This window comes from Streptomyces sp. NPDC051104 (genome assembly GCF_040682835.1).
Classification (GTDB): domain Bacteria; phylum Actinomycetota; class Actinomycetes; order Streptomycetales; family Streptomycetaceae; genus Streptomyces; species Streptomyces cynarae.
This window is the reverse complement of record NZ_JBFBBS010000008.1, coordinates 73,747-93,522: the sequence shown is the minus strand read 5'-3', so window position 1 is coordinate 93,522 and position 19,776 is coordinate 73,747. Positions and strand designations below refer to the sequence as shown.

The window sequence follows — 19,776 nt, the reverse complement described above, 5'->3', positions numbered from 1 at the left end:
CCACCCCGAGCCCGCCCTCACGCCGCGTGCTCCCGTACCTCTTCCGCCAGCTTCTTGTCGAGTGCGGCGCGCACCAACGCCGCTGCCAGCACCGCCGGTTCGGTTTCCTTCGCCAGCTTCAGCAACTGCTCCGGGTCCTTCGGCAGCCCCAGTCGCTCCGCACCCGACAGTGCCTTCGCGTCCAGGTAGGGAGCCACCTCGGGCCACACGCGCTGCACCTCGCGCAGGAAGATGTCCGCGCCGGCCGGTCCGATCCCCGGTATCTCCTGCAACAGCCGGCGCAGGGCAGAGACGTCGCCGTCGGCCGCCTTCCGCAGCCGCCGCAGGTCTCCGCCCCAACGCTCCGTCAGCAACTCGGCGCTGTCGCCCAATTGGGTCGCCGTCCGCTCGTCGTAGCGCCGGTAGCCGCCCCGCCCCAGCGCGTCGACCCGCTCCTGCCAGTCCGCCTCAGCCATGTGGCGCGGGTCCTTCAGGCCCGCCTCCTGAAGCGCCCGCACCGTGGCCAGGGCGATCGGGGAGCGGATGCGGGCGCTGAGCAGCAGGGCCATCAACAGCAGCCGGTACAGCGGCTGCGGGGCGTCCTTGAGCCGGATCCCCGCCTCCTCCGCGTAGGTCTGCCCGTGCTCGCCGACGAGTTCCCCGATCACCCCGGCGGCTCTGTCGTCCCGTCCCATGGCGGCCTCACCGTGACGCCTTGAGCGGGTCGTGCCCCAGCGTCATGAGCCGGTGGCGCAGGTGCTCGTCCTCGGCCTCCGGCTCGTTCTCCACGTCCACCTCGGAGGTGACCGTGTCCACCACCTTGCGCATGACCTGGACGTCGTCGTCGGTGAGGTCGGTGCGCCGCTTCTGCAGGATCGACAGGACGTGTCGCCCGGTGGGCGTGCCCGCCTCCTCCGGCAGTGGCTCGCTCTCCTCCTCGGCGTCCCGGACCCGCAGCCAGGCCGCCAGTTCCTGGGAGGTCATGTTCACCACCCGGTGGAAGTCCTCCCACAGCGCGTCCATCTCCAGGGCGTCGGTCATGGCTTACTCCTCTCCACCCTCGACGGTCGGGTTCCGCTCGGTCTCACTCCTCGCGCGGCCAGTTCTCGGCCTCGAACATCCAGCGCTGCTTCTCCAGCTCCGCGGTGATCCCGATCAGCAGGTCCTGGGTGACGGGATCGGCCTCAGCGGTGGCGTCGATCCGCTTGCGCAGCCGCCCGATCGCCGCTTCCAGCGACTCCACCATCAGGCCCACGACGTCGGTGTCCCGCAGCCAGCCCTCCTTCGTGCCGGGCAGGCCGTAGGCGGACGCGATGGTCTCCGGGCGGCCGTCCGGCGGCACACCGAGCGCGGACGCACGTTCGGCGACCGTGTCGGCGTACGAGCGTGCGGTGTCGACCACCTCGTCGAGCTGGAGGTGGATCGAACGGAACCTGGGGCCGACGATGTTCCAGTGGGCCTGCTTCCCGATCAGGGACAGCCCGAGCAGATCCACCAGGGTCTCCTGCAGGGCCTCCCCGGTGACCCGGCGTGCGGGCTCGGGCAGCGTGCTGTGCACCACGGTCATCGCGCGCTTCTCCTTATCGGTCGGTCTTTCGTGGCACGGAGCAGTTCGGCACGCTCCTGCTCGCCGGTGCCGCCCCACACGCCCGCCGTCTGCCCGTTGCCCAACGCCCAGTCCAGGCACTCGCCCATGACGGGGCAGCGGCGGCAGACGCGCTTGGCGGCGGCGGTCTCCTCGACGGCGGGCCCCGCCGTCCCGACGGGGAAGAACAACTCGGGGTCCTCACCCACGCACGCCGCTTGCCGCAACCACTCCATGCGCGCCCGGGTCCCCAGGACCGATCAGGTGAAACCCGGCGGGAGCGCCCCCCTTCCCCCGCACCACCGGCGAGCTTCCCGGCGACCGCCCGGCGGTCTATAGTTCAAAACTAGCGGTGCTAATTAACTAGCCCCGCTCCATCGCCGAGGCCGGTCAGGAGTTCCGTCGTGCGTACCGTCCACTTCGCGGCAGCCCGCCGCACCCCCATCGGCAGGCTGCGCGGCGCACTGTCCACCGTGCGGCCCGACGACCTCGCGGCCACCGTGATCCGCGGCCTGGTCGCGGACGTGCCCGCGCTCGACCCGGCCCGCATCGACGACGTCTACTGGGGCGCCGCCAACCAGGCCGGCGAGGACAACCGCAACGTCGCCCGCATGGCCGCCCTCCTCGCCGGCCTGCCCGAGTCCGTCCCGGGGGCTACGGTCAACCGGCTGTGCGCCTCCGGCCTGGAGGCGGTGACGACGGCCGCCCGCGCCATCGCCGCGGGTGAGGCCGACATCGTGCTCGCGGGCGGCTCGGAGTCCATGAGCCGGGCCCCCTTCGTGCTGCCCCGCCCCGACGAGGCCCTGCCGCAGCGCATCGAGACGGCCGACACCCGCCTCGGCTGGCGGCTGGTCAACCCGGCGATGAAGGACCTGTACGGCCTGCTCACCATGGGGGAGACCGCCGAGGAGGTCGCCGAGCGGTACGGCGTCCCGCGCGAACGCCAGGACGACTTCGCGCTGCGCAGCCACCGGCGGGCGGCCGAGGCCCGCAAGAACGGGCTCTTCGACGCCGAACTCCTGCCAGTGACCCGACCCGACGGCGTTGTCGTCACCGCCGACGAAGGCGTCCGCGAGGACACGTCGTACGAGAAACTCGCCCGCCTCAAGCCGGTGTTCCGCGAGGGCGGCACCGTCACCGCGGGCAACGCCTCGCCCATGAACGACGGCGCCGCCGGTCTCCTCCTCGTCAGCGAGGAGGTCCTCGACGAACTGGGCCTCGACTCCCTCGGCCGGTACGTGGCCGGGGCCTCGGCCGGCGTGCACCCGGACGTCATGGGCATAGGCCCCGTCCCCGCCACCGAGAAGGCCCTGGCACGGGTGGGCTGGACGATCGGCGACATCCAGGAGGCCGAGCTCAACGAGGCGTTCGCCGCCCAGGCCCTCGCCTGCGCCGACCGGCTCGGCCTCGACCCGGAGCTGGTCAACCCGACCGGCGGCGCCATTGCCCTCGGCCACCCGCTCGGCTGCTCGGGCGCCCGCATCCTGACCACCCTCCTGCACCGCATGCGCCGCACCGGTGCCGCCCGAGGGCTCGCGACGATGTGCGTGGGCGTGGGGCAGGGCAGCACGGTGCTCGTCGAGCGTCCGCGGGTGTAGGAGAAGCGGGGCGCGGCGCAGGGTTCAGGGGCCGCCTCACCAAGGGCCCATCTGGCGAGACGCCCCTGACGTGGCCAGATGCGTGGGCATAGCATCGGTCCCCGCATGAACACGATGACGCTCTGGGACATATCGCCGTGGGGGTTCGCCGCGCTGGCCGCTGCCGCGCTCCTCGTCGGCTTCTCCAAGACCGCCGTGAGCGGCGCCAACACGGTCAGCCTCGCCATCTTCGCCACCGTCCTGCCCGCCCGGGCCTCGACCGGCGTCCTGCTGCCGATCCTGATCGTCGGCGACGTCCTCGCCGTCCTCACCTACCGCCGCCACGCCCACTGGCCCACCCTGTGGCGCCTGTTCCCGGCGGTCGCCGCGGGCGTCGTCGTGGGGACGCTGTTCCTGGTGTGGGCCGACGACGCGGTCGTACGGACCTCGATCGGCGCGATCCTGCTGCTGATGGCGGCGGTCACGGTGTGGCGCCGCCGGCATGCCGACCGGGACGACGAACCCGACGCGGTGACCACGCGCGCCGGCCGCATGAAGGCCCGCACCTACGGCGTCCTCGGCGGCTTCACCACGATGGTCGCGAACGCGGGCGGCCCCGTGATGTCGATGTACCTGCTCTCCGCGGGCTTCCGCAAACTGGGCTTCCTCGGCACCTCGGCCTTCTTCTTCCTGATCGTCAACGTCTCCAAGGTGCCCTTCAGCGCCGGCCTCGGCCTGATCGACGGCCGCTCCCTGCTGCTGGACGCGGCGCTCGCGGTGTTCGTGCTGCCTGGGGCCGTCATCGGCAGGTGGGCGGTGAACCGGATCAACCAGCGCCTGTTCGAGCAACTGGTGATCGCGGCGACCGTGGTGGGCGCCCTCCAGCTCCTGCTGCGCTGAGCTATCGGAGCAGCGCGGGCAGGTCCGCGAAGGAGTCGAGGACGTGGTGGGGCTCGCCGCCGGCGTCCCGGTGGGTCTGCGGCTGGTACTTGCCGGTCTTCACGAGGACTCCGGTGAGCCCGGCGCGCTGGGCCGCGAGCACATCGGACTCGATGTCGTCGCCCACCATGAGCGCCTGGCCGGCATCCACCCCGAGGCGGGTCAGCGCGGCCTCGAAGAAGGCGGGCGACGGCTTGCCGGTGACCTCGGCCTCCGTGTGCGCGGCCTGCTCCAGGCCGAGCAGGAACGCGCCCGAGTCCAGCCGCAGCCCCCGGTCGGTGCGCCAGTACAGGTTGCGGTGCATGGCGACCAGCCGCGCGCCCTGCTGAAGGTGGCCGAAGGCCCGGTTGAGCGCCGCGTAGTCGAACTCGGGACCGGCGCCACCGAGGATCACCACGTCCGGGACGGCGTCCTCGTCGTCGACGAGAAAGACGTCCGTCAGGTCCTCCCGGATGTCACCGCTGGTGAGCAGCGAGCACCGCGCACCCGGGCAGTGCTCGGCGAGGTACGCGGCGGTCACGGCGGGCGCGGTGAGGATGTCCTCGGCGGCCACGGGGAAGCCGGCCTCGGACAGGGTCTCGGCGATCGAGGCACGGGTGCGGGACGTCGTGTTGGTGATGAGGGCGACCGCGTATCCGGACTCACGGATCTCCCGCAGCGCGTCGACCGTGCCCGGCAGCGGCTGCCACGAGACGGTGAGGACGCCGTCGATGTCGATGAGGACGGCACGCACTGCGTCGATGTCGGGCATGCCAGGACGATAACGAGCACGGTGCTGGAAGGCCGTACGGCATGCGGGAAGGTTCCTGCACAACGTGATCCGAGGCAGCCGTACCCTCGTCGTCATGTCCTCGCACGTCCTGATCCTCGGCGGCACCACCGAGGCACGCGAACTCGCCGCGGCGCTGGCGTCCCGCCCCGGCGTCCGCGTGACCACGTCCCTGGCCGGACGGGTGTCCCGGCCGGGGGCCGTCGACGGCGAGGTACGCGTCGGGGGCTTCGGCGGCGCGGAGGGGCTGGCCGCCTGGCTGCGTGAGTACCGCGTGGACGCCGTGGTCGACGCCACGCACCCGTTCGCCGCGGGCATCACGGCCAACACCGCACGCGCCGCCGCCGCCACCGGCGTCCCCGCCGTGGTGCTCCGCAGACCCGGCTGGAACGCCGGCCCCGGCGACCGCTGGCACGAGGCGGCCTCGCTCACCGACGCGGCGGACCGTCTGCCGCGGCTCGGCCGGCGCGTCTTCCTCACCACCGGCCGAGGGGGCCTCGCCGCCTTCGCGCACCTGACCGGCCTGCACTTCCTCCTGCGGTCGGTGGACCCGCCCGAGCCGCCCATGCCACCGGACACGCGGGTACTGCTGGCGCGCGGACCGTTCACGGTCGAGGACGAGACGGTAGTCCTGCGCGAGCACCGCATCGACGTGCTCGTGACCAAGGACAGCGGGGGAGAGGCGACCGCCGCGAAGCTGACGGCCGCCCGGGAACTCGGCCTGCCCGTCGTCGTCGTACGCCGCCCTCCGCTGCCGCAGGGCGTGACGGTGGTGCCGGACGTGGCGGACGTGCTGGCCCGGCTGGGGCTCAGGGGGCCCTGACGAGGGCGTGGGCACGGTCGGCACCCGGGTGCCCGCGCGGTCCGCAGCCCCCCCGCCCCCGCTACTCCCGGGGACGCCTGCGCAGTAGATACGTGTCCATGATCCAGCCCTTGCGCTCCCGCGCCTCGGCGCGCAGCCGCTCGATGCGCTCGGCCGTCTGAGCGAGGGGGCCGGAGACGAGTATCTCGTCCGGCGTACCGATGTACGCGCCCCAGTAGATGTCGATGTCCTGGTCCGCGTACTTCCGGAACGCCTGGTGCGCGTCCAGCATCACCACCACGTCGTCGACCCCCTCCGGGAAGCCCTCCGCGAGGCGGCGGCCGGTGGTGATCTGCACCGGCCCGGCAACCCGGTTCAGTCCCGTGCGGTGCTTCGCGACCAGGGCCGAGACGCTGCTGACGCCCGGCACGACCTCGTACGAGAACGTCACCGTGCCCCGCTCGAGGACCTCCTGGAGGATCCCGAGGGTGCTGTCGTACAGCGCGGGGTCGCCCCACACCAGGAACGCGCCGCTCTCGTCCTCGCCCAGCTCCTCGGCGATGAGCCGCTCGTAGATCCCGGCGCGCGCCGAGCGCCAGTCGCCGACCGCGGGGGAGTAGGCGACGCCGCCCGCGGCCCGGTCCCGCTCGGGATCGCGCGCCTCGACCAGGCGGTACGACCCCTGGGGCAGGTGTGCGTCGAGGATGTCACGGCGCAGCTGCACCAGGTCGGACTTCACCTCGCCCTTGTCGAGGAGGAAGAACACATCCGTGCTCTTCAGCGCCTTCACCGCCTGCAGGGTCAGCTGGTCGGGGTCGCCCGCCCCGATGCCGATGACATGAATCTTTCGCACGCCCCGAGTCTGCCGTACGCCACCGACAGTCCCGGCGCCCCGCCCCCCTACGGCCGCGCCCCACGCAACCGGGGAGCCGACTCCCGTGCGTCGACGGTCGCCGCGTCCCGCTCCACCGCCGCCGCCAACTCCCGGGCCCAACCCACCACGTCGGCCACCTCCAGCCCGTACGGCCGGTCCCGTCCCGTCCCCGACGCCCACGCCTCGACGGCCCCGGCGCCGCGCCGCAGCAGCCGGGCGCCCCCGGTGACATTGCCCCGGGCCGCGTGCGTTAGACCGACCGCCAGCTGCGCGAGCCCGCGCCACAGGGCCCGTTCCTCCTCGGGCCCCGACTTCCAGGCGTCCTCGAAGACCTCGTGCGCATGGAACGGCCTTCCGGCGTCCAGCAGCGCCTGCGCCTCGGCGACGGTCTCCTCCGGGGTGCGCACGACGCCCTCCGGCTGGCGTGCCACGCCCTCCGCCCCGTACGGCAGCGGCCGTCCCAGACCGTCCCGCGGCCGCGCGTTGCGGGCCCGCCCCTCCGCGTCCCGGTCGCGTCCGCGGCCCGCCCGAACTCCCGATGCGTCGCTCATTCCCCGATTGTCCCGCCTCGCCGGCCCCTTTCGGGGCGGGGCCCGTCGTGGGGTAAAGTTCTGTCCGCGTCATCACGCGGGGCACCGCGGGAGACGCACCGGGACGTGGCGCAGCTTGGTAGCGCACTTGACTGGGGGTCAAGGGGTCGCAGGTTCAAATCCTGTCGTCCCGACTTGGAAAGTCGCAGATCAGGGGTCGTTTCAGAGCGCATCTGAAACGACCCCTTGATCATTCTGGGAACCACTCTCGATGCCTCGGCCATCACCGCCCGACTGGCGCAGTACGGGCTGCGGCGGGTCGCCCTCGTCCCCACAACGGTCCCTTCGCCTGGGGCGCCACCGCCCGCAAGTCCCTTGAACACGCGATCATCTGCGAGGCGGTCGCCGACATCGCCCTCCACACCCTCAGCCTCGCCCCCAACGCCCCTTCGCCCAGCCACCTGCTCGATCGCCGCAAGCACGGTACCGACGCCGACTATGGCAATCCGGACATGACAACGGCCTCCGGATGGCCGGCGCACGTCGCCGCGGCCTGGTCGGGCTGTACCCGGCGTACAACCCGACTCGTCTGTTCTTGGAGGTCCTCACAGGTCGCACTGAACGCACCCCCATACCGCCACCGCCACCGGACGGGTACCGCTGCCGGTCCGTGGGTCGTCACCCGAACAGCGTCTGTGGCGCCGCCCGCCCCCACCTCGCCGTATCGGCCCCGTCCGCAAGGTCTTCCCGCACTGTCGCCGGCGTGGAAGGGCTGCTCGCAGCGGCAGTTCGGGATGCAGGAGGACATTCCCGCACATAGCGTCGGCATCGCACAGCGGGTGCCCGTTCGGCGTGGGAGGTCGGTCGGTCATGGGATCTCTCACCGAGCGGCACAGTCGTCCGCAGGGCTCGCTGCTCGTGCGGCGGTGGCGTCAGGCGGCGGAGCGGCATCTCACGCCGCTCCAGCGGTCGTTGCTGGTGACATGGATCTCCTTCGGAGTGACCTTCGGCACGGTGCGGATCATCACGCACGGCATCCGGGGCGGATGGCTGCCCTGGGGGAACATCTCCGCGGCCGGCGAGCACCTGCACCACTACAACTTCGGCATCGCCACCCTCGCCGGCGTGGGCCTGATCGCCGTACGCGGTGACGAGCGGGCCATCGGGCATCCCGCCGTCGCGGCCGCCTACGGGTGCGGGACCGCACTGATCCTCGACGAGTTCGCCCTGCTGCTGGACCTCCAAGACGTCTACTGGGCCAAGCAGGGCCGGATCAGCGTCGACGCCTCCATCGGCTTTCTGTCCGCGCTCGGCACGTACCTGACCGCCAAACCCTTCTGGCACGAGGTCGGCCGGATCACGCGGCACCACATCGCCACGACGGCCGAGCGGGGCGTGTCGGCGGCCGTCTGAACGGCTTCGTGAGGCGTGAGGAGGACTCCATGAGCGCGACCCCCGGCGCTACGGACGGCCCAGGCTCCGGCGGGCGGCGGGACGGGGGCCGTCCCGTTCCGCGCAGGCCTCGCGCACGACTGCGGCTGTCCGGGGCCGATCCCTGGTCGGTCATGACGACCAGCTTCCTGATATCGCTCACTCTGGGGGTCTGCTCGATCGTGACCGTCGCCCTGCTGTGGGTGCTGCTGACCGTGGTCGGAGCGGTGGCCTGGCGGTCGCTGGGCTGGGCGCTCGCCCTCACCGCCGGCGTCGCGGTGCTCGAGGTCGCCCTGACCACGGCACTGGCGACCCTGGCCGCCTTCATCTACAACATGTCGGCCGGCCTCGTGGGCGGCGTCGAGCTGACGGTGACCGAGGACGAGTAGCGGGTGGACCCGGCCGGCGTGCTGCGGGAGCATTCCGGGCGTGATGCGACGACAGGCGGTGACGGTCGGTGTCGATCTCGCCGCGAGCGCCCGGCGCACCGCCGTGTGCCGGATGACGTGGGGCGACGGGCCAGGGGTGACGGCGGAGTTCCTCGAGCCCGAGGGGGACGACGGCCTGCTGGCCGTGATCCGGTCGGCCGACAAGACCGGCCTGGACTGTCCTCTCGGCTGGCCGTCGAGCTTCGTGGCGACGGTCGAGGCGCATCACCGGGGTGAACGGCTGCCGCCTCCCGCCGGGTACGGGGAACACGCGGACGGAAGGCCGGGCCTTGACCCGCTGCGGTTCCGGCTGACGGACGACATCACCTGGAAGGCGACCGCCATGCGGCCCCCGCTGTCGGTGTCCACCGATCTGCTGGGTGTCGTGGCGCTGCGGGCGGCGCGGCTGCTGGACGCCTTCGCGGCGACGGGGGTGGAGGTGCCCCGGGACGGCTCCGGACCGGTCGCCGAGGTCTACCCGGCTGCCGCGCTGCGGCGCTGGGGGATCCGCCCCGCCGGCAGTTACAAGAGAGCGGCGCCCGAGGCGCGGGCCGTCCGCGAGCACATCATCGGCTCGGTCGAGGCCGGGTTGGGGGCGCCCCTGCCCGGGGCCGTCCGGGAGCGGTGCGCCGACAGCCACGACCACCTCGACGCCCTGGTCTGCGCCCTGGTCGCCCGCGCCGTCCTGGTCGGGGACACCGTGGGGCCGCGTACCGCGGACGAGCGCACCGCAGCGGCACGGGAGGGCTGGATCCACCTGCCGGGGACGGACCTCGCGGCACTCCACCGCTGAACCGGCGGTGTCGCCGTGCGGCCTTCCGCCCGATCACATCGAGGAGGCCGACCGGCTGCCGCGCGGCCGGCCGGCCTGTCGGGCGGACTACCGCCGCGGAGGCGTGTCGCCGTGCCGGAGGCCGGCCGTGCCCGGGCCGGCGCAGACGCCCGCGGCGCACGCGGTGAGCCAAGTGTCGAAGTCGGCGTCGTAACGGGCGCCGACGCCGTCGTACACGGCGTGGCCGCCCGGGTAGTCGCCCACCCGGAAGCGGGCGAGCATCCGCTGGATGTCCTCCGGGTGCTTTTCGAGCATGTAGCGGACCGCGAGGTAGCCCCACGGGTAGGTGCGGGTCACGTCGCTGTTGGCGTAGGTGTTCTGGAACAGCGTGCTCAGTGTGTAGGTGTGCCTGCCCGCCTCGGCGACCGCCTGGTCGTCGGTCATGCCGCGGTAGCTGTAGGAGACGTATTCGGCCAGGCCTTCGATCCACCAGACGTCCGGCACCGCCGTCTGCCGGGAGAAGTCGCCCTGCATGTCGTCGCGGGCGTCCAGGTAGTGCGTGTACTCGTGGTTGAGGTTCCAGATCCGGGCCGTGAAGCCGTCGTCGTACCCCTTCTGGTACATGATCGACAGGGGCTGGTTGCGGGGGTCGGCCGGATCCCCCACCAGGGTGATGCCGCCGTTGTCCGTGCTGACGCCGAAGATCGCCCCGGCGTAGGTCCGGTAGTCGGCGCGGTCGGCGGACACGACGAGCTGGACGGTCGATTCGTACTGGCCGGGTATCGGTCCCTCGTCCTTGACGAGGGTGTGGAAGTACGGGTCCTGGCCGGTCAGGCTCGCGCACGTGGCGTCGAGGTCGGCGGCGGTCAGCGCCTGCGCCCGGATGGTGTGGGTCGCGTCGCAGGTGTGGGTGACGGGCAGAGCCGCCTTCGCCAGTCTGCCGGCGAGGTCGCAGACGCCGTAGTACGAGCAGTGGTCCTCGTCGTAGGAGTCCAGCTGGGTCGCGACCGCGACCCACAGCCCGGCTGTGGGCCCGGTGATCCGCGATTCCTTCAAAAGGCCCTTGACCAGCGGCCGGACCGTGGCCCGGAGGCCGGGATGCTCGATGTGGCGGGCCAGGATCATGCCCGCGTTGGAATCCAGGTAGGCACGGTCGGTCCGCAGCAGGTTCCGGTGGCCGAGCGCGAACGCGTGGAGCGTGTCGAGGATGCGTGGGTCGGCCGTGACCGCGTCGATGTAGGCGGTGTTCCAGTTTCCGCGCCAGAGGGGCGTGTAGACGTCGTTGACGGCTGCCACCATGCCGACGACGGCGTCGTAGGAGCTGTTGTATCCGTTCAGCACCCTGCGGTAGACGTTCAGGTAACGGCTCTGAAGGTCGGCGCTGTCGGTGAGGACGATGACGTCGCCCAGGACGTCGCCGTTCGCGGAGGTGACGTCCCGCGCATGCGGGCGGGCGAAGAAGGCGTCCAGGCCCCGGGTCGTGGCCGTGGTCAGGGCCGTGCCGTAGGGACCGACGTCGGACGGGTTGTTGAACTGCACGTAGTAGCCGGCACGCAGGAACAGGACGAGTTGCCATATGCCGGCCGAGTTGTCGCCGCCGTATCGCCGCGCCGCGTGCGTGAAGGCGTGGGCGACGGTGACCATCTGCGGCTCACGGAAGATCGCATGTGCGTCGGTACCGGTGACGGCGAACAGGCTGTTGACGCATTCCACGGTCGAGGTGGCGACGAAGGCCACGAGTGCGGACCCGCTCCGGCCGCCGAAGTCGGAGGGGGCGCAGGGCCTCGCTCCGGACGCGGCCTTCGAGCCGGTGGCGGTGGACGGTTGATGCGCGGGCGACTCCGCCCGGAGGGGCGGAAGCCGGTCCGGAGCGACCCGTCGGCCCTGCACGGCCCGGTCCGAGGCGCCGAAGTCCGGGCCGGTCGGAGGCACGGGAGGTGTCGTGGTCCGGGATGCGGTGACGGTATCGGTGCGTGCCGGGGGTGGGGCGGCGAGCGCCGGTGTCGTCAGGAGGCCGACGGCGGCACAGACGGCGAGGGGGCCGACCACGCGTCTGGGCAGGGCGAAGCGGTAGCGCATCTGGGCTCCTTCACGGATAGATGCGCCTCGGAAACGGTGATGAGGCGTGAGAGGCACCTTCTCAATGGCCGTTGGGCCTCACAATGGGGTGTGGTGTGACATAGCACATTGCATGGCGGGGCATAACACCTGGCCTGGCATCCGGCCGGATGCTCGCCGGAGCCACGTCACGGTCACACGCCACGTCCGTGAGGCCCACGTCCTCAGGTGCGGAGAGCGAGCGACGAGGTCCTGGTAGGCCGTGGTGGCGGACACGTGGAGCGTCTCGGCCAGTTCCTCGGGAACCCTGTCGCGCCTCCAGGCCAGCACGTAGCGGCACCAGAGCGGTGTGCCCGTCAGTGGTTTGACCAGCACGCCCGGCGTCGGCCGGAGTGTCGCCTGCACCAGGGACACCCCGAGGCCGTCGGCGATCATGTGCTGCAACTGCGTCTGGTCGCCGAGGAATTCGTGCACCACCGCAGGAGAGAAACCGGCCGCCTCGCAGGCCGCGTAGAACACTCCCGGCCAGCCCGCTCCGTCGTCGGGTGTCACGAACCATGCCTCCTCCGCCAGGTCGGCGAGCGCGACCTGAGGGTGGTGTCTGAGCCGGTGGCGCGCCGGCAGAGCCACGAACGTCGGCTCGGTGACGATCCCCCGATGTGCCACCGCGGCCGAATGGCGCAACTCCCTGCCCGGGTAGTCCGCGGCGATCGCCGCCTCCACCACGCCCTCCTGAAGGAGCTCGACGATCCGGGAGGACGCGTACACGCTGCTCACCGTGAGCGACACGTCCGGCAGCCGGCGCCGGACCCGGACCACCATGCCCGGCAGAATCGGGGAGTTGGTCGCGGCCACGCGCAGGGCCCGACGTGTTCTCGCAGTGCTCCCGCACGGACGGCGCCCGATCGCCTTGACACGGGCGAGGACATCCCGCGCCCGGGCCACGACCTCCACGCCGTACCTGGTGAGCCGCACGCCCGATGCACCACGCTCGAACAATTGCTCACCGAAGTGGCGCTCGATGCGCTGGAGTTGGGTGCCCATGGCCGGTTGCGAGTACCCCAGGTCCGCCGCGGCCCGGCCCACGCTCCCCGCGTCGGCGATCGCGTACAGCACGCGCAGGTGCCGAAGCTCCAACTCCATCGGCCCTCTCCCCTCCGCGTCACCGCCCCCGGACGGTACCGGCGGAGGGGAAGCGTTCCATCGCTCCGTCCCGCCCACAAGACGGTGATGAGCCCAGGTCGTTCAGTTCCGCACGGGCGTCAGTTCGGCGAGGAGGACGGTCCGGTCGTCCGTGCCGTCCGTGGCCGGTGTGTCGTGCAGCAGCCGCCGGCCCAGCGCTTGCAGGGCGCCCGGGCCGGTGGAGTCCGCGGACCCGGCGGCGTACGAGTCCAGGAGGCCGGCGAGGGCGTCGATGCCCTGGTCGATGTCGGTGTGGCGGGACTCCACCAGGCCGTCGCTGTAGAGCAGCAGCAGCGAGGGTTCGGGAACGTGCAGCACGGTCGGCTCGTAGGTGCCCGTGCCGAGGCCGAGCGGCAGACCGGCGCTGGTGAGCGAGACCGGTGCGGCCCGTCCGTCCGGGCCCCGGATCAGCGGCGGAGGGTGACCGGCGCCGACGAACGTGCAGGTACGCCGTTGCGCGTCCCACTCGGCGTACATGCAGGTGGCGAAGGAGGCACCGGGGGTGTCGCAGGCGAGCGCGTCGAGCCGGCGCATCAGCTCCGCCGGGGCGATGTCGAGGCCCGCCAGAGTGCGCACCGCGGTACGCAGCTGGATCATGGCGACCGCCGACTCCGGGCCGTGGCCCATGGCGTCCCCGACGACCAGGCCGATACGGCCGCCCGGCCGGGACAAGACGTCGAACCAGTCCCCCCCGATGATGTTGTCGTGTCCGGCGGGAAGATAGCCGTGGGCGATGCGGCAGCCGTCAAACTCCTGCGCGGTGGCGGGGAGCAGGCTTCGCCGGATGGCCAGAGCGGTGCGGCGCTCACGCTCGTACCGCCGTGCGTTGTCCAGGGCCACGCAGGCCCGCGCGGCCAGCGACTCGACGGCCGCGGCCTCGTCGAGGCGGAAGCGGGCCCGGTGCGGGCCACGACTGCCGACGATGAAACCGACGGCGGTGCCGCGCAGATGCAACGGCACCACGAGGAAGGAAACCGTCTGCAGGAGCCGGTTGATCCGGGCCGCGTCGCCGCCGGAGGCGGTGAGGCGTTCGGTGGTGTGGGCGTCGACCGCGTCGAGCAGTTGCGTGCGCCGGGTGGCCAGGGCGCGTGCGTAGGGCGTCTCCCGTGGGAAGACGATCACCTCGCCGACCGGCAGTATGCCCTCCCAGTCCTCCGCCGCGTCCGTTCCCACGCGCAGCGCGAGCCGGCGGGCCTCGATCTGCGGGGGGTCCGCCACGGCGTAGGCGTTCTCCTCGACGAGCCAGCGCTGCAGCAGGTACACCGATGCCGCGTCGCAGAACCCGGGCGTCAGCGCGTGCACGATATGACTGCCGGTCAGGTGCAGGTCGAGCTCGGAGCCGATGACGTCGGCCGCCGGGGAGAACGGAAGCCGACGGGGCGAGCTCGCGGCCGCCGGTGCTTCGTCGAAGTGGCTGCGCGCTTCGTTCCGCAGGGTCGTGCCTTTCCGGGTGGTGGCCGGTGCGGCCGGCGGCAGGGGATCGCCTCGCCGCGTGGTCGCTGGCAACTATATGATGGGATATCAAGATCACTGGAGACGGGGGGAGTTGGGGTGCCGAGTCACGAGGGTCTCCCGCAGGGCGTCGATCCCGACAAGGCGAGCGTCGCCCGGATGTACGACGCCATGCTGGGCGGGCAGCACAACTTCGCGATCGACCGGGAGGCGCTGGCGGCGTTCACCGCCATCGACCCCCAGGTCCGCACCCTGGCGCGGGCCAACCGTGCCTTTCTCCGGCGGGCCGTGCGCTTCCTGATCGGGGCCGGGGTGCGGCAGTTCATCGACCTCGGTTCGGGCATTCCCACCCAGGGCAACGTCCACGAGGTGGCGCAGGAGGCCAGCCCTGGAGCGCGAGTGATCTACGTGGACAACGACCCGGTGGCCGTGGCCCACAGCGCTTCCCTGCTCGCCGACAACCCGCACGCGGACATCGTCGACGCCGACATCCGAAGGCCGCAGGACATCCTGTCCTCGCCACAGGTGCGGAAACTGATCGACTTCGAGCAGCCGGTCGCCGTACTGATGATCACGATCCTGCACTTCATCACGCCCGAGGAGGACCCGGCCGGCCTCGTGGCCGCCTTCCGGGACGCCGTCCCCGAGGGCGGCTGGCTGGCGATGAGCCATGCCACGGACCAGGACCGGCCGGACACGGCCGCCGCCGTGGGCAAGCTGTACCGGTCCCGGGCGACGTCGCCGGTCACCGCACGCTCCCGCGACGAGATCCTCGCCCTCTTCGACGGCTTCGACCTGGTGGAGCCCGGCCTGGTCCACGTACCGCTGTGGCGACCGGACCCGGAGGACCCGGTGCCGGACAACCCGCGGGAATACTGGGTGTACGCGGGCGTGGGCCGCAAGGTCCGCTGAGGAAGCCCCGCTCCGGCCGCCGCCTTGACTTCGAGTGCACGCGAAGATCTAGCGTGCACGGCATGGCTCACCGGGAACAGGCCGTGGGCGGCGGGCGCCGGGCGGCCGCCCGCAGCATGGTCGCGTGCCGGACCTCGGCGCACGCCGGACCCTGCCACCTGCCGGACGGTGCCGCATGCGGACCTCCGGGATGCCGCTGCGGCGGATTCGCTGCTCCATGGAGTTGAGGAGCCCGGGAAGGCCGCGAGGCCGCGGGCACGGTGAGCCTCGCGCTTCGCACGCACCCGCGGAGCGAAGGACAGCATCGCAAGGAAGGGCTGAGACGCACATGAAGCAGCGCAGGCTTCGGGACCTGGAGGTTTCCGCCATCGGTCTCGGCTGCATGGGGATGTCCGCCTTCTACGGCACCGCCGACGAGGACGAGGGCATCAGGACCATCCGGCGCGCCCTCGAGCTGGGCGTCACGTTCCTGGACACCGCACAGCTCTACGGCCCGCTCACCAACGAGACGCTGATCGGCCGTGCGATCAAGGGACACCGCGACGAGTACGTGATCGCGACCAAGTTCAACTACCGGATGGACGACGCCGTCCCCGGGGACATCAGCACCATCGGGCGGCAGGACGGCTCGGCCGAGCATGTACGCAGCTCCGTCCATGGCTCGCTCAAGCGGCTCGGGACTGACTACATCGACCTGTACTACCAGCACCGCGTCGACCCGAACGTACCGATCGAGGAGACCGTCGGGGCGATGGCGGAGCTGGTCGCGGAGGGCAAGGTACGCCACATCGGCCTCAGCGAGGCGGGGGCGGAGACGCTGCGCCGCGCGAACGCCGTCCACCCGATCACCGCGGTGCAGACCGAGTACTCGCTGTGGTCGCGCGACCCGGAGGCCGCGGTGCTGCCCACCTGCCGTGAGCTGGGGATCGGGTTCGTCCCCTACTCGCCCCTGGGGCGCGGCTTCCTCGCGGGCCGGTTCACCTCGCCGGACGAACTCGACGAGGGCGACTTCCGGCGCAACGGCCCCCGCTTCACCGGGGAGAACCTGAAGGCGAACCTCAGGCTGACCGAGAAGGTGAAGGAGATCGCCACCGAGAAGGGCGTGACGCCGGCGCAGCTAGCTCTCGCCTGGGTGCTCGCGCAGGGCGAGGACCTGGTCCCGATCCCGGGCACCAAGCGCCGCACCTACCTCGAACAGAACGCCGCCGCGGTCGACGTCGAGCTGACGAAGGACGACCTCGCCCGGATCGACGCCGAACTCCCGCCGCCGGCGGGCGACCGCTACGACGAGGCGGGGATGGCGGCCGTCGACCTCTAGAACGGCGGCCGTGGATCTCCCTCATACCCCAGGGATTGCCCCTCGGCACACGGGTACCCGGTGGTGACCACGGTGCCGGAGCGCATCCGTGCCGTCGTGGTGGGGAACCGGTGGTGCACGAGCCACCAGGGCATGGGCGACCGTGAGGAGGAGCGACCGTATGAACGCCACGGACGACCTTCCCGTTGTGCGGACCCTCGGCGAACTGGGGGCCCTGGTGGACCGCGACTGCGACCTCTATGTCCGCTGGTCGCGCGGACCCTCCGCCGATCTGGGGAACGCGAAGAGCAGGGACGACCTCACCGGCGTCCCGATGCCGGGGCTGTCGGCCAACCCCCTCCGGGTCGAGCCCTGGTGGGGGGACCGGCCCGTCGAGCTGTGGGTGGCCCGGCGGCTGCACGACTACTCGCACCTGCCCCGTGAGAAGGGGGCGGGTGTGCGTCCCTGGGTTCTGCGGGGCCGGGTCGAGGGGCGCGGGCCCGACAACGAGCCGCTGGTACGGGACGTCGAGCCGGTCGGCTGGGTCGACGAGAAGGTCATCAGGGAGGCCCAGACCGAGGTCGACCGCCAGTCCGGCTCCTGGGGGCCGCTGCGCCGCGACGACGGACGCTGAGCGGCCGGACACGCGGTGGGGCCCCCGGTCCACCGGACCGGGGGCCCGCCCATGGGCGCGGCCGGGTCAGCGCTTGAAGATGTCCTTCGCCTTCTCCTTCATCTGGCGCATGTCGCCCTTCGACTTCTTGCCTCGACCTTCGGCCGTCACGGACTCATTGCCGAGCGCGCGGCCGAACGTCTCCTTGATCTTGCCCTTGGCCTGTTCGAACTTCGCCTTGGCCTTCTGTTCTCCAGCCACCGTTTTCCTCCACGTCGCATTTCGACTGGGGGTCACTCACTACGTCGAGTGATCGGTGGTGCGGCACCCAAACATGGCCGGGCCGATCGGCACCGTGCCGGCGCATCTCCTGCCGCTCCCCCTATGACGGCTGTCATGATGGGGCTATGGCCGCTGTCATAACCAGCCGACCGGGTGCGGGGACGACGAGTCGAGGGGGCAGGGTGAGGGACGTTTCTTCACGGCTGATGTGGGAGCTTTCGGAGCCGGTGCACGACCTTGTGTACTTCGCCCCGGAGGCGCGCCAGGCCGCCGACGAGGCCGGGATGCGCGGTTTCTGGATGGGCTACTTCGGTCTGCGCGCCGCGCCGCTCGGTCCTGTTCCCGCGGCGGTCGTGACCAGCAGCTTCTATGTCTTCCACCCGGACCGGGTGGCGCGGGCGCTGCCCGACGCGTGGCGGTACGCGACACCGTCGGACCTGCTCGCGGCCAGGGAGCGGGCGGTGGACCGCGCCATGCGGCGGCTGTACGGGGACGAGGCCGTGCACGGCGAGCTGATGGCGGAGGCGGCGGATCTCGCCTGGGACGCGGCCCAGGCGGCCGACACCGCCGGACGGGTGCTCGGCGCGGCCAACCAGGCGCTGGAACGCCCTGCCCAGCCGCACGTACGGCTCTGGCAGGCGGCGACCACGCTCCGCGAACACCGCGGTGACGGGCATGTCGCCGTGTTGGTGAGCCGGGGCATCGGCCCGGTCGAGGCGATGGTGCTCAAGGCCGCCGCGGGCGAGTCGGACGGCGCGTTGCTGCGGGAGGGCCGGAAATGGGACGCCGTCACCTGGCAGGGCACCGAGGCGCTGTTGCGGGAGCGCGGGTGGATCGACGGCGGCGGGCGTCTGACCGATGCGGGAGCGGCCGAGCGCGACGCGATCGAGGAGGCGACCGACGCCGCCGCGGAGGGGCCGTGGCGGGCGCTCGGTCACGATGCCACCACGCGACTGGCCGAACTGCTCGCCCCGCTGGCCCGGACGGTGGTGGCCTCGGGAGTGATCCCGTCCGGCAACCCGGTCGGGGTCACCGGCGTCGGGGTGCGCGGCCCCGCGTGAATGGGGAGAAGCGGGATCAGTCCCAGAGGGGATACGTCACCACGCGTCCGAACCCGTCCGGCCTGCCGTCGGTGTAGGTGAGGGTCATCCGGGTGTAGTGCTGCAGCTGCGGGCGCTTCTTCCAGGGCTGCGGGTGGTCGAGCCGCACGGTGACCGGATACGAGTGGAACCTGCCCGCCGCGCAGTACGGCTTGCAGTCGTTGACCATGTTGACGGCCTCGGCCACGGCCGAGCTCGACCCCCACTGCGACCAGTGGACCGAGGACAGGAGGCTGTTGCCGTCACCACAGGCGATCATGAAGGCGCCGGGCTGTACCTCCGGTTGCCAGAAACAGTCGACGACGACGGGGCGCCCGGACTGCCGTTGCACGGTGTGTGCGGCCGACGGCACCGTGGCCGGGGCGGCGGAAGCCGTCCCCATGACCGCTGCCAGTGATGCGGCGGCACCGAGCAGGACCGCCTTGGTGAGTGTGTGATTGCGCATGTCCGCTCCCGCCCGTCTGTCTCCGGACTCCCGTGCCACGCTACGACCGCGCCAGGGGGTCGCACCACTTGTACCCAGTACGGAAGGTTCATCCCGCGTCGGGCAGATTCATCCCCCGTCGGCCGGTGCGAACGTCACCTCCGCCGTGCCGACCGTTCCGCCGCGGCGCCCGGGGGCGCTGTGCCAGTTCCAGTACAGGTTGGTGTGCGCGATCACCTGCTCCGGGGACGGCGCGCCGTACTCCGTCAGGTCCTCCGTCGTGTGCGCGTCACCGACCAGCGTCACGTCGTAGCCGCGGACGAAGGCGCCGTGGAGGGTGGAGCGTATGCATGCGTCGGTCTGGGCACCGGTGACGACGAGCCGGCCCACTCCGCGTTCGGCGAGCACCGATCCCAGCTCGGTGTCCTCGAACGAGTCGCCGTAGAGCTTGTGCACCAGGGGCTCGTCATCGCGGCGCACCAGCTCCGGCACGTACTCCCAGCTCTCGCTGCCCCGCTTGAGCTGGTCGTCGGAGTGCTGCACCCAGACCACGGGCACATCCTCCTCGCGGGCCCTGTCGACCAGCGTGCCGATGTTCGCGATCACGCTGTCGCGGCGGGGCGTGCCCGCCATCACCCCCTTCTGGACGTCGATGACGAGCAGCGCGGTGTTCGGCCGGTCGGGCAGGGTCGTCATGGGGACTCCGTTGTCTCGTCTTCGGTCAGTGAACCTGTGCGACGACCACAGTAGGACGGGGCACTGACATTGAT

General features: G+C 71.8%; 23 protein-coding genes, 1 tRNA gene and 1 pseudogene. 12 read left to right on the top strand and 13 right to left on the bottom strand.

Annotated features, from left to right (window positions below; genetic code table 11):
- Positions 1 to 17 precede the first annotated feature (17 nt).
- From AB0N14_RS14695 to AB0N14_RS14680, 4 genes are read right to left on the bottom strand one after another with little or no spacing between them, the layout of a single operon-like run.
- Positions 18 to 674 (bottom strand): endonuclease, encoded by a 657-nt coding sequence (locus AB0N14_RS14695; protein ID WP_366026018.1) that lies wholly within the window; start codon positions 672 to 674, stop codon positions 18 to 20.
- Between the two features lie 7 nt (positions 675 to 681).
- Positions 682 to 1,020 carry a DUF3140 domain-containing protein gene (locus AB0N14_RS14690; RefSeq protein ID WP_366026017.1) on the bottom strand — a complete coding sequence of 113 codons (339 nt, stop codon included), beginning with the start codon at positions 1,018 to 1,020 and terminating at the stop codon, positions 682 to 684.
- A gap of 43 nt (positions 1,021 to 1,063) precedes the next feature.
- Positions 1,064 to 1,546 (bottom strand): DNA starvation/stationary phase protection protein, encoded by a 483-nt coding sequence (locus AB0N14_RS14685; RefSeq protein WP_366026016.1) that lies wholly within the window; start codon positions 1,544 to 1,546, stop codon positions 1,064 to 1,066.
- Positions 1,543 to 1,800 (bottom strand): WhiB family transcriptional regulator, encoded by a 258-nt coding sequence (locus tag AB0N14_RS14680; protein WP_366026015.1) that lies wholly within the window; start codon positions 1,798 to 1,800, stop codon positions 1,543 to 1,545. Before AB0N14_RS14680 ends, AB0N14_RS14685 begins: the two co-directional genes overlap by 4 nt.
- Positions 1,801 to 1,968: 168 nt before the next feature.
- On the opposite strand from AB0N14_RS14680, the gene AB0N14_RS14675 reads away from it, so the two are divergent.
- Positions 1,969 to 3,162, top strand: a complete 1,194-nt coding sequence (locus AB0N14_RS14675) for a thiolase family protein (RefSeq protein ID WP_366026014.1) — start codon at positions 1,969 to 1,971, stop codon at positions 3,160 to 3,162.
- Positions 3,163 to 3,267: 105 nt separating this feature from the next.
- Positions 3,268 to 4,041 (top strand): sulfite exporter TauE/SafE family protein, encoded by a 774-nt coding sequence (locus tag AB0N14_RS14670; protein WP_366026013.1) that lies wholly within the window; start codon positions 3,268 to 3,270, stop codon positions 4,039 to 4,041.
- A 1-nt stretch (position 4,042) separates the two neighbouring features.
- On the opposite strand, the gene AB0N14_RS14665 is transcribed toward AB0N14_RS14670, so the two are convergent.
- Positions 4,043 to 4,822, bottom strand: coding sequence for an HAD-IIA family hydrolase (locus tag AB0N14_RS14665; RefSeq protein WP_366026172.1), 780 nt, complete (start codon positions 4,820 to 4,822; stop codon positions 4,043 to 4,045).
- 103 nt (positions 4,823 to 4,925) lie between these two features.
- On the opposite strand from AB0N14_RS14665, the gene AB0N14_RS14660 reads away from it, so the two are divergent.
- Entirely contained in the window at positions 4,926 to 5,672 is a 747-nt protein-coding gene (locus AB0N14_RS14660; protein WP_366026012.1) for a cobalt-precorrin-6A reductase, read from the top strand.
- Positions 5,673 to 5,733: 61 nt separating this feature from the next.
- Here AB0N14_RS14660 and cobF read toward each other — a convergent pair whose 3' ends face one another.
- Positions 5,734 to 6,504 (bottom strand): precorrin-6A synthase (deacetylating), encoded by a 771-nt coding sequence (cobF, locus tag AB0N14_RS14655; RefSeq protein WP_366026011.1) that lies wholly within the window; start codon positions 6,502 to 6,504, stop codon positions 5,734 to 5,736.
- A gap of 47 nt (positions 6,505 to 6,551) precedes the next feature.
- Positions 6,552 to 7,076: a DUF309 domain-containing protein gene (locus tag AB0N14_RS14650; protein ID WP_366026010.1), complete on the bottom strand. Its 525-nt coding sequence runs from the start codon at positions 7,074 to 7,076 to the stop codon at positions 6,552 to 6,554.
- A gap of 99 nt (positions 7,077 to 7,175) precedes the next feature.
- On the opposite strand from AB0N14_RS14650, the gene AB0N14_RS14645 reads away from it, so the two are divergent.
- The 5 genes and pseudogenes from AB0N14_RS14645 to AB0N14_RS14625 all read left to right on the top strand — a co-directional run bounded on the left by AB0N14_RS14645 (position 7,176) and on the right by AB0N14_RS14625 (position 9,707).
- Positions 7,176 to 7,249: transfer RNA gene (locus AB0N14_RS14645), tRNA-Pro, on the top strand.
- 138 nt (positions 7,250 to 7,387) lie between these two features.
- A pseudogene (gene araD, locus AB0N14_RS14640) lies at positions 7,388 to 7,564 on the top strand (L-ribulose-5-phosphate 4-epimerase); the annotation flags it as partial.
- 361 nt (positions 7,565 to 7,925) lie between these two features.
- Positions 7,926 to 8,468: a hypothetical protein gene (locus AB0N14_RS14635; RefSeq protein WP_366026009.1), complete on the top strand. Its 543-nt coding sequence runs from the start codon at positions 7,926 to 7,928 to the stop codon at positions 8,466 to 8,468.
- Positions 8,469 to 8,497: 29 nt separating this feature from the next.
- A complete protein-coding gene (locus AB0N14_RS14630; protein WP_366026008.1) occupies positions 8,498 to 8,875 on the top strand; it encodes a DUF3566 domain-containing protein in 378 nt (125 codons plus the stop codon).
- Between the two features lie 43 nt (positions 8,876 to 8,918).
- Positions 8,919 to 9,707, top strand: a complete 789-nt coding sequence (locus AB0N14_RS14625; RefSeq protein ID WP_366026171.1) for a DUF429 domain-containing protein — start codon at positions 8,919 to 8,921, stop codon at positions 9,705 to 9,707.
- An 87-nt stretch (positions 9,708 to 9,794) separates the two neighbouring features.
- Here the strand turns inward: AB0N14_RS14625 and AB0N14_RS14620 are convergent, their stop codons facing one another.
- From AB0N14_RS14620 to AB0N14_RS14610, 3 genes are all read right to left on the bottom strand, one after another.
- A complete protein-coding gene (locus AB0N14_RS14620; RefSeq protein WP_366026007.1) occupies positions 9,795 to 11,765 on the bottom strand; it encodes a collagenase in 1,971 nt (656 codons plus the stop codon).
- A gap of 78 nt (positions 11,766 to 11,843) precedes the next feature.
- On the bottom strand, positions 11,844 to 12,887 hold the full coding sequence (locus AB0N14_RS14615; protein WP_366026006.1) for a LysR family transcriptional regulator: 1,044 nt from the start codon (positions 12,885 to 12,887) through the stop codon (positions 11,844 to 11,846).
- Positions 12,888 to 12,989: 102 nt separating this feature from the next.
- A complete protein-coding gene (locus AB0N14_RS14610; protein ID WP_366026005.1) occupies positions 12,990 to 14,432 on the bottom strand; it encodes a SpoIIE family protein phosphatase in 1,443 nt (480 codons plus the stop codon).
- A 45-nt stretch (positions 14,433 to 14,477) separates the two neighbouring features.
- On the opposite strand from AB0N14_RS14610, the gene AB0N14_RS14605 reads away from it, so the two are divergent.
- The 3 genes from AB0N14_RS14605 (at position 14,478) to AB0N14_RS14595 (ending at position 17,221) form a co-directional block, all read left to right on the top strand.
- Positions 14,478 to 15,290, top strand: coding sequence for an SAM-dependent methyltransferase (locus AB0N14_RS14605; protein WP_366026004.1), 813 nt, complete (start codon positions 14,478 to 14,480; stop codon positions 15,288 to 15,290).
- A gap of 328 nt (positions 15,291 to 15,618) precedes the next feature.
- Positions 15,619 to 16,608 carry an aldo/keto reductase gene (locus AB0N14_RS14600; RefSeq protein WP_366026003.1) on the top strand — a complete coding sequence of 330 codons (990 nt, stop codon included), beginning with the start codon at positions 15,619 to 15,621 and terminating at the stop codon, positions 16,606 to 16,608.
- Positions 16,609 to 16,768: 160 nt separating this feature from the next.
- Entirely contained in the window at positions 16,769 to 17,221 is a 453-nt protein-coding gene (locus tag AB0N14_RS14595; protein WP_366026002.1) for a DUF6098 family protein, read from the top strand.
- Between the two features lie 66 nt (positions 17,222 to 17,287).
- Here the strand turns inward: AB0N14_RS14595 and AB0N14_RS14590 are convergent, their stop codons facing one another.
- Positions 17,288 to 17,461 (bottom strand): CsbD family protein, encoded by a 174-nt coding sequence (locus AB0N14_RS14590; RefSeq protein WP_366026000.1) that lies wholly within the window; start codon positions 17,459 to 17,461, stop codon positions 17,288 to 17,290.
- A gap of 248 nt (positions 17,462 to 17,709) precedes the next feature.
- Between AB0N14_RS14590 and AB0N14_RS14585 the strand changes: the two genes are divergently transcribed.
- Positions 17,710 to 18,543 (top strand): hypothetical protein, encoded by an 834-nt coding sequence (locus AB0N14_RS14585; protein ID WP_366025999.1) that lies wholly within the window; start codon positions 17,710 to 17,712, stop codon positions 18,541 to 18,543.
- A gap of 16 nt (positions 18,544 to 18,559) precedes the next feature.
- On the opposite strand, the gene AB0N14_RS14580 is transcribed toward AB0N14_RS14585, so the two are convergent.
- Both AB0N14_RS14580 and AB0N14_RS14575 read right to left on the bottom strand, forming a co-directional pair.
- Complete coding sequence (locus AB0N14_RS14580) at positions 18,560 to 19,027, bottom strand: hypothetical protein (protein WP_366025998.1); 468 nt, start codon at positions 19,025 to 19,027, stop codon at positions 18,560 to 18,562.
- Between the two features lie 108 nt (positions 19,028 to 19,135).
- The gene (locus AB0N14_RS14575; RefSeq protein WP_366025997.1) at positions 19,136 to 19,702 is read right to left on the bottom strand and encodes a cysteine hydrolase family protein; all 567 of its coding nucleotides are present in this window, start codon (positions 19,700 to 19,702) and stop codon (positions 19,136 to 19,138) included.
- Positions 19,703 to 19,776: the final 74 nt, after the last annotated feature.

Bases quoted from the DNA above. Each gene is read 5' to 3' on its own strand.
- AB0N14_RS14680 (WP_366026015.1), bottom strand. From the start codon at position 1,800: ATGGAGTGGTTGCGGCAAGCGGCGTGCGTGGGTGAGGACCCCGAGTTG.
- AB0N14_RS14670 (WP_366026013.1), top strand. From the start codon at position 3,268: ATGAACACGATGACGCTCTGGGACATATCGCCGTGGGGGTTCGCCGCG.
- AB0N14_RS14650 (WP_366026010.1), bottom strand. From the start codon at position 7,076: ATGAGCGACGCATCGGGAGTTCGGGCGGGCCGCGGACGCGACCGGGAC.
- AB0N14_RS14580 (WP_366025998.1), bottom strand. From the start codon at position 19,027: ATGCGCAATCACACACTCACCAAGGCGGTCCTGCTCGGTGCCGCCGCA.
- AB0N14_RS14620 (WP_366026007.1), bottom strand. From the start codon at position 11,765: ATGCGCTACCGCTTCGCCCTGCCCAGACGCGTGGTCGGCCCCCTCGCC.
- AB0N14_RS14635 (WP_366026009.1), top strand. From the start codon at position 7,926: ATGGGATCTCTCACCGAGCGGCACAGTCGTCCGCAGGGCTCGCTGCTC.
- AB0N14_RS14685 (WP_366026016.1), bottom strand. From the start codon at position 1,546: ATGACCGTGGTGCACAGCACGCTGCCCGAGCCCGCACGCCGGGTCACC.
- AB0N14_RS14695 (WP_366026018.1), bottom strand. From the start codon at position 674: ATGGGACGGGACGACAGAGCCGCCGGGGTGATCGGGGAACTCGTCGGC.
- AB0N14_RS14615 (WP_366026006.1), bottom strand. From the start codon at position 12,887: ATGGAGTTGGAGCTTCGGCACCTGCGCGTGCTGTACGCGATCGCCGAC.
- AB0N14_RS14625 (WP_366026171.1), top strand. From the start codon at position 8,919: ATGCGACGACAGGCGGTGACGGTCGGTGTCGATCTCGCCGCGAGCGCC.
- AB0N14_RS14575 (WP_366025997.1), bottom strand. From the start codon at position 19,702: ATGACGACCCTGCCCGACCGGCCGAACACCGCGCTGCTCGTCATCGAC.
- AB0N14_RS14690 (WP_366026017.1), bottom strand. From the start codon at position 1,020: ATGACCGACGCCCTGGAGATGGACGCGCTGTGGGAGGACTTCCACCGG.
- AB0N14_RS14595 (WP_366026002.1), top strand. From the start codon at position 16,769: ATGAACGCCACGGACGACCTTCCCGTTGTGCGGACCCTCGGCGAACTG.
- AB0N14_RS14600 (WP_366026003.1), top strand. From the start codon at position 15,619: ATGAAGCAGCGCAGGCTTCGGGACCTGGAGGTTTCCGCCATCGGTCTC.
- AB0N14_RS14660 (WP_366026012.1), top strand. From the start codon at position 4,926: ATGTCCTCGCACGTCCTGATCCTCGGCGGCACCACCGAGGCACGCGAA.
- AB0N14_RS14630 (WP_366026008.1), top strand. From the start codon at position 8,498: ATGAGCGCGACCCCCGGCGCTACGGACGGCCCAGGCTCCGGCGGGCGG.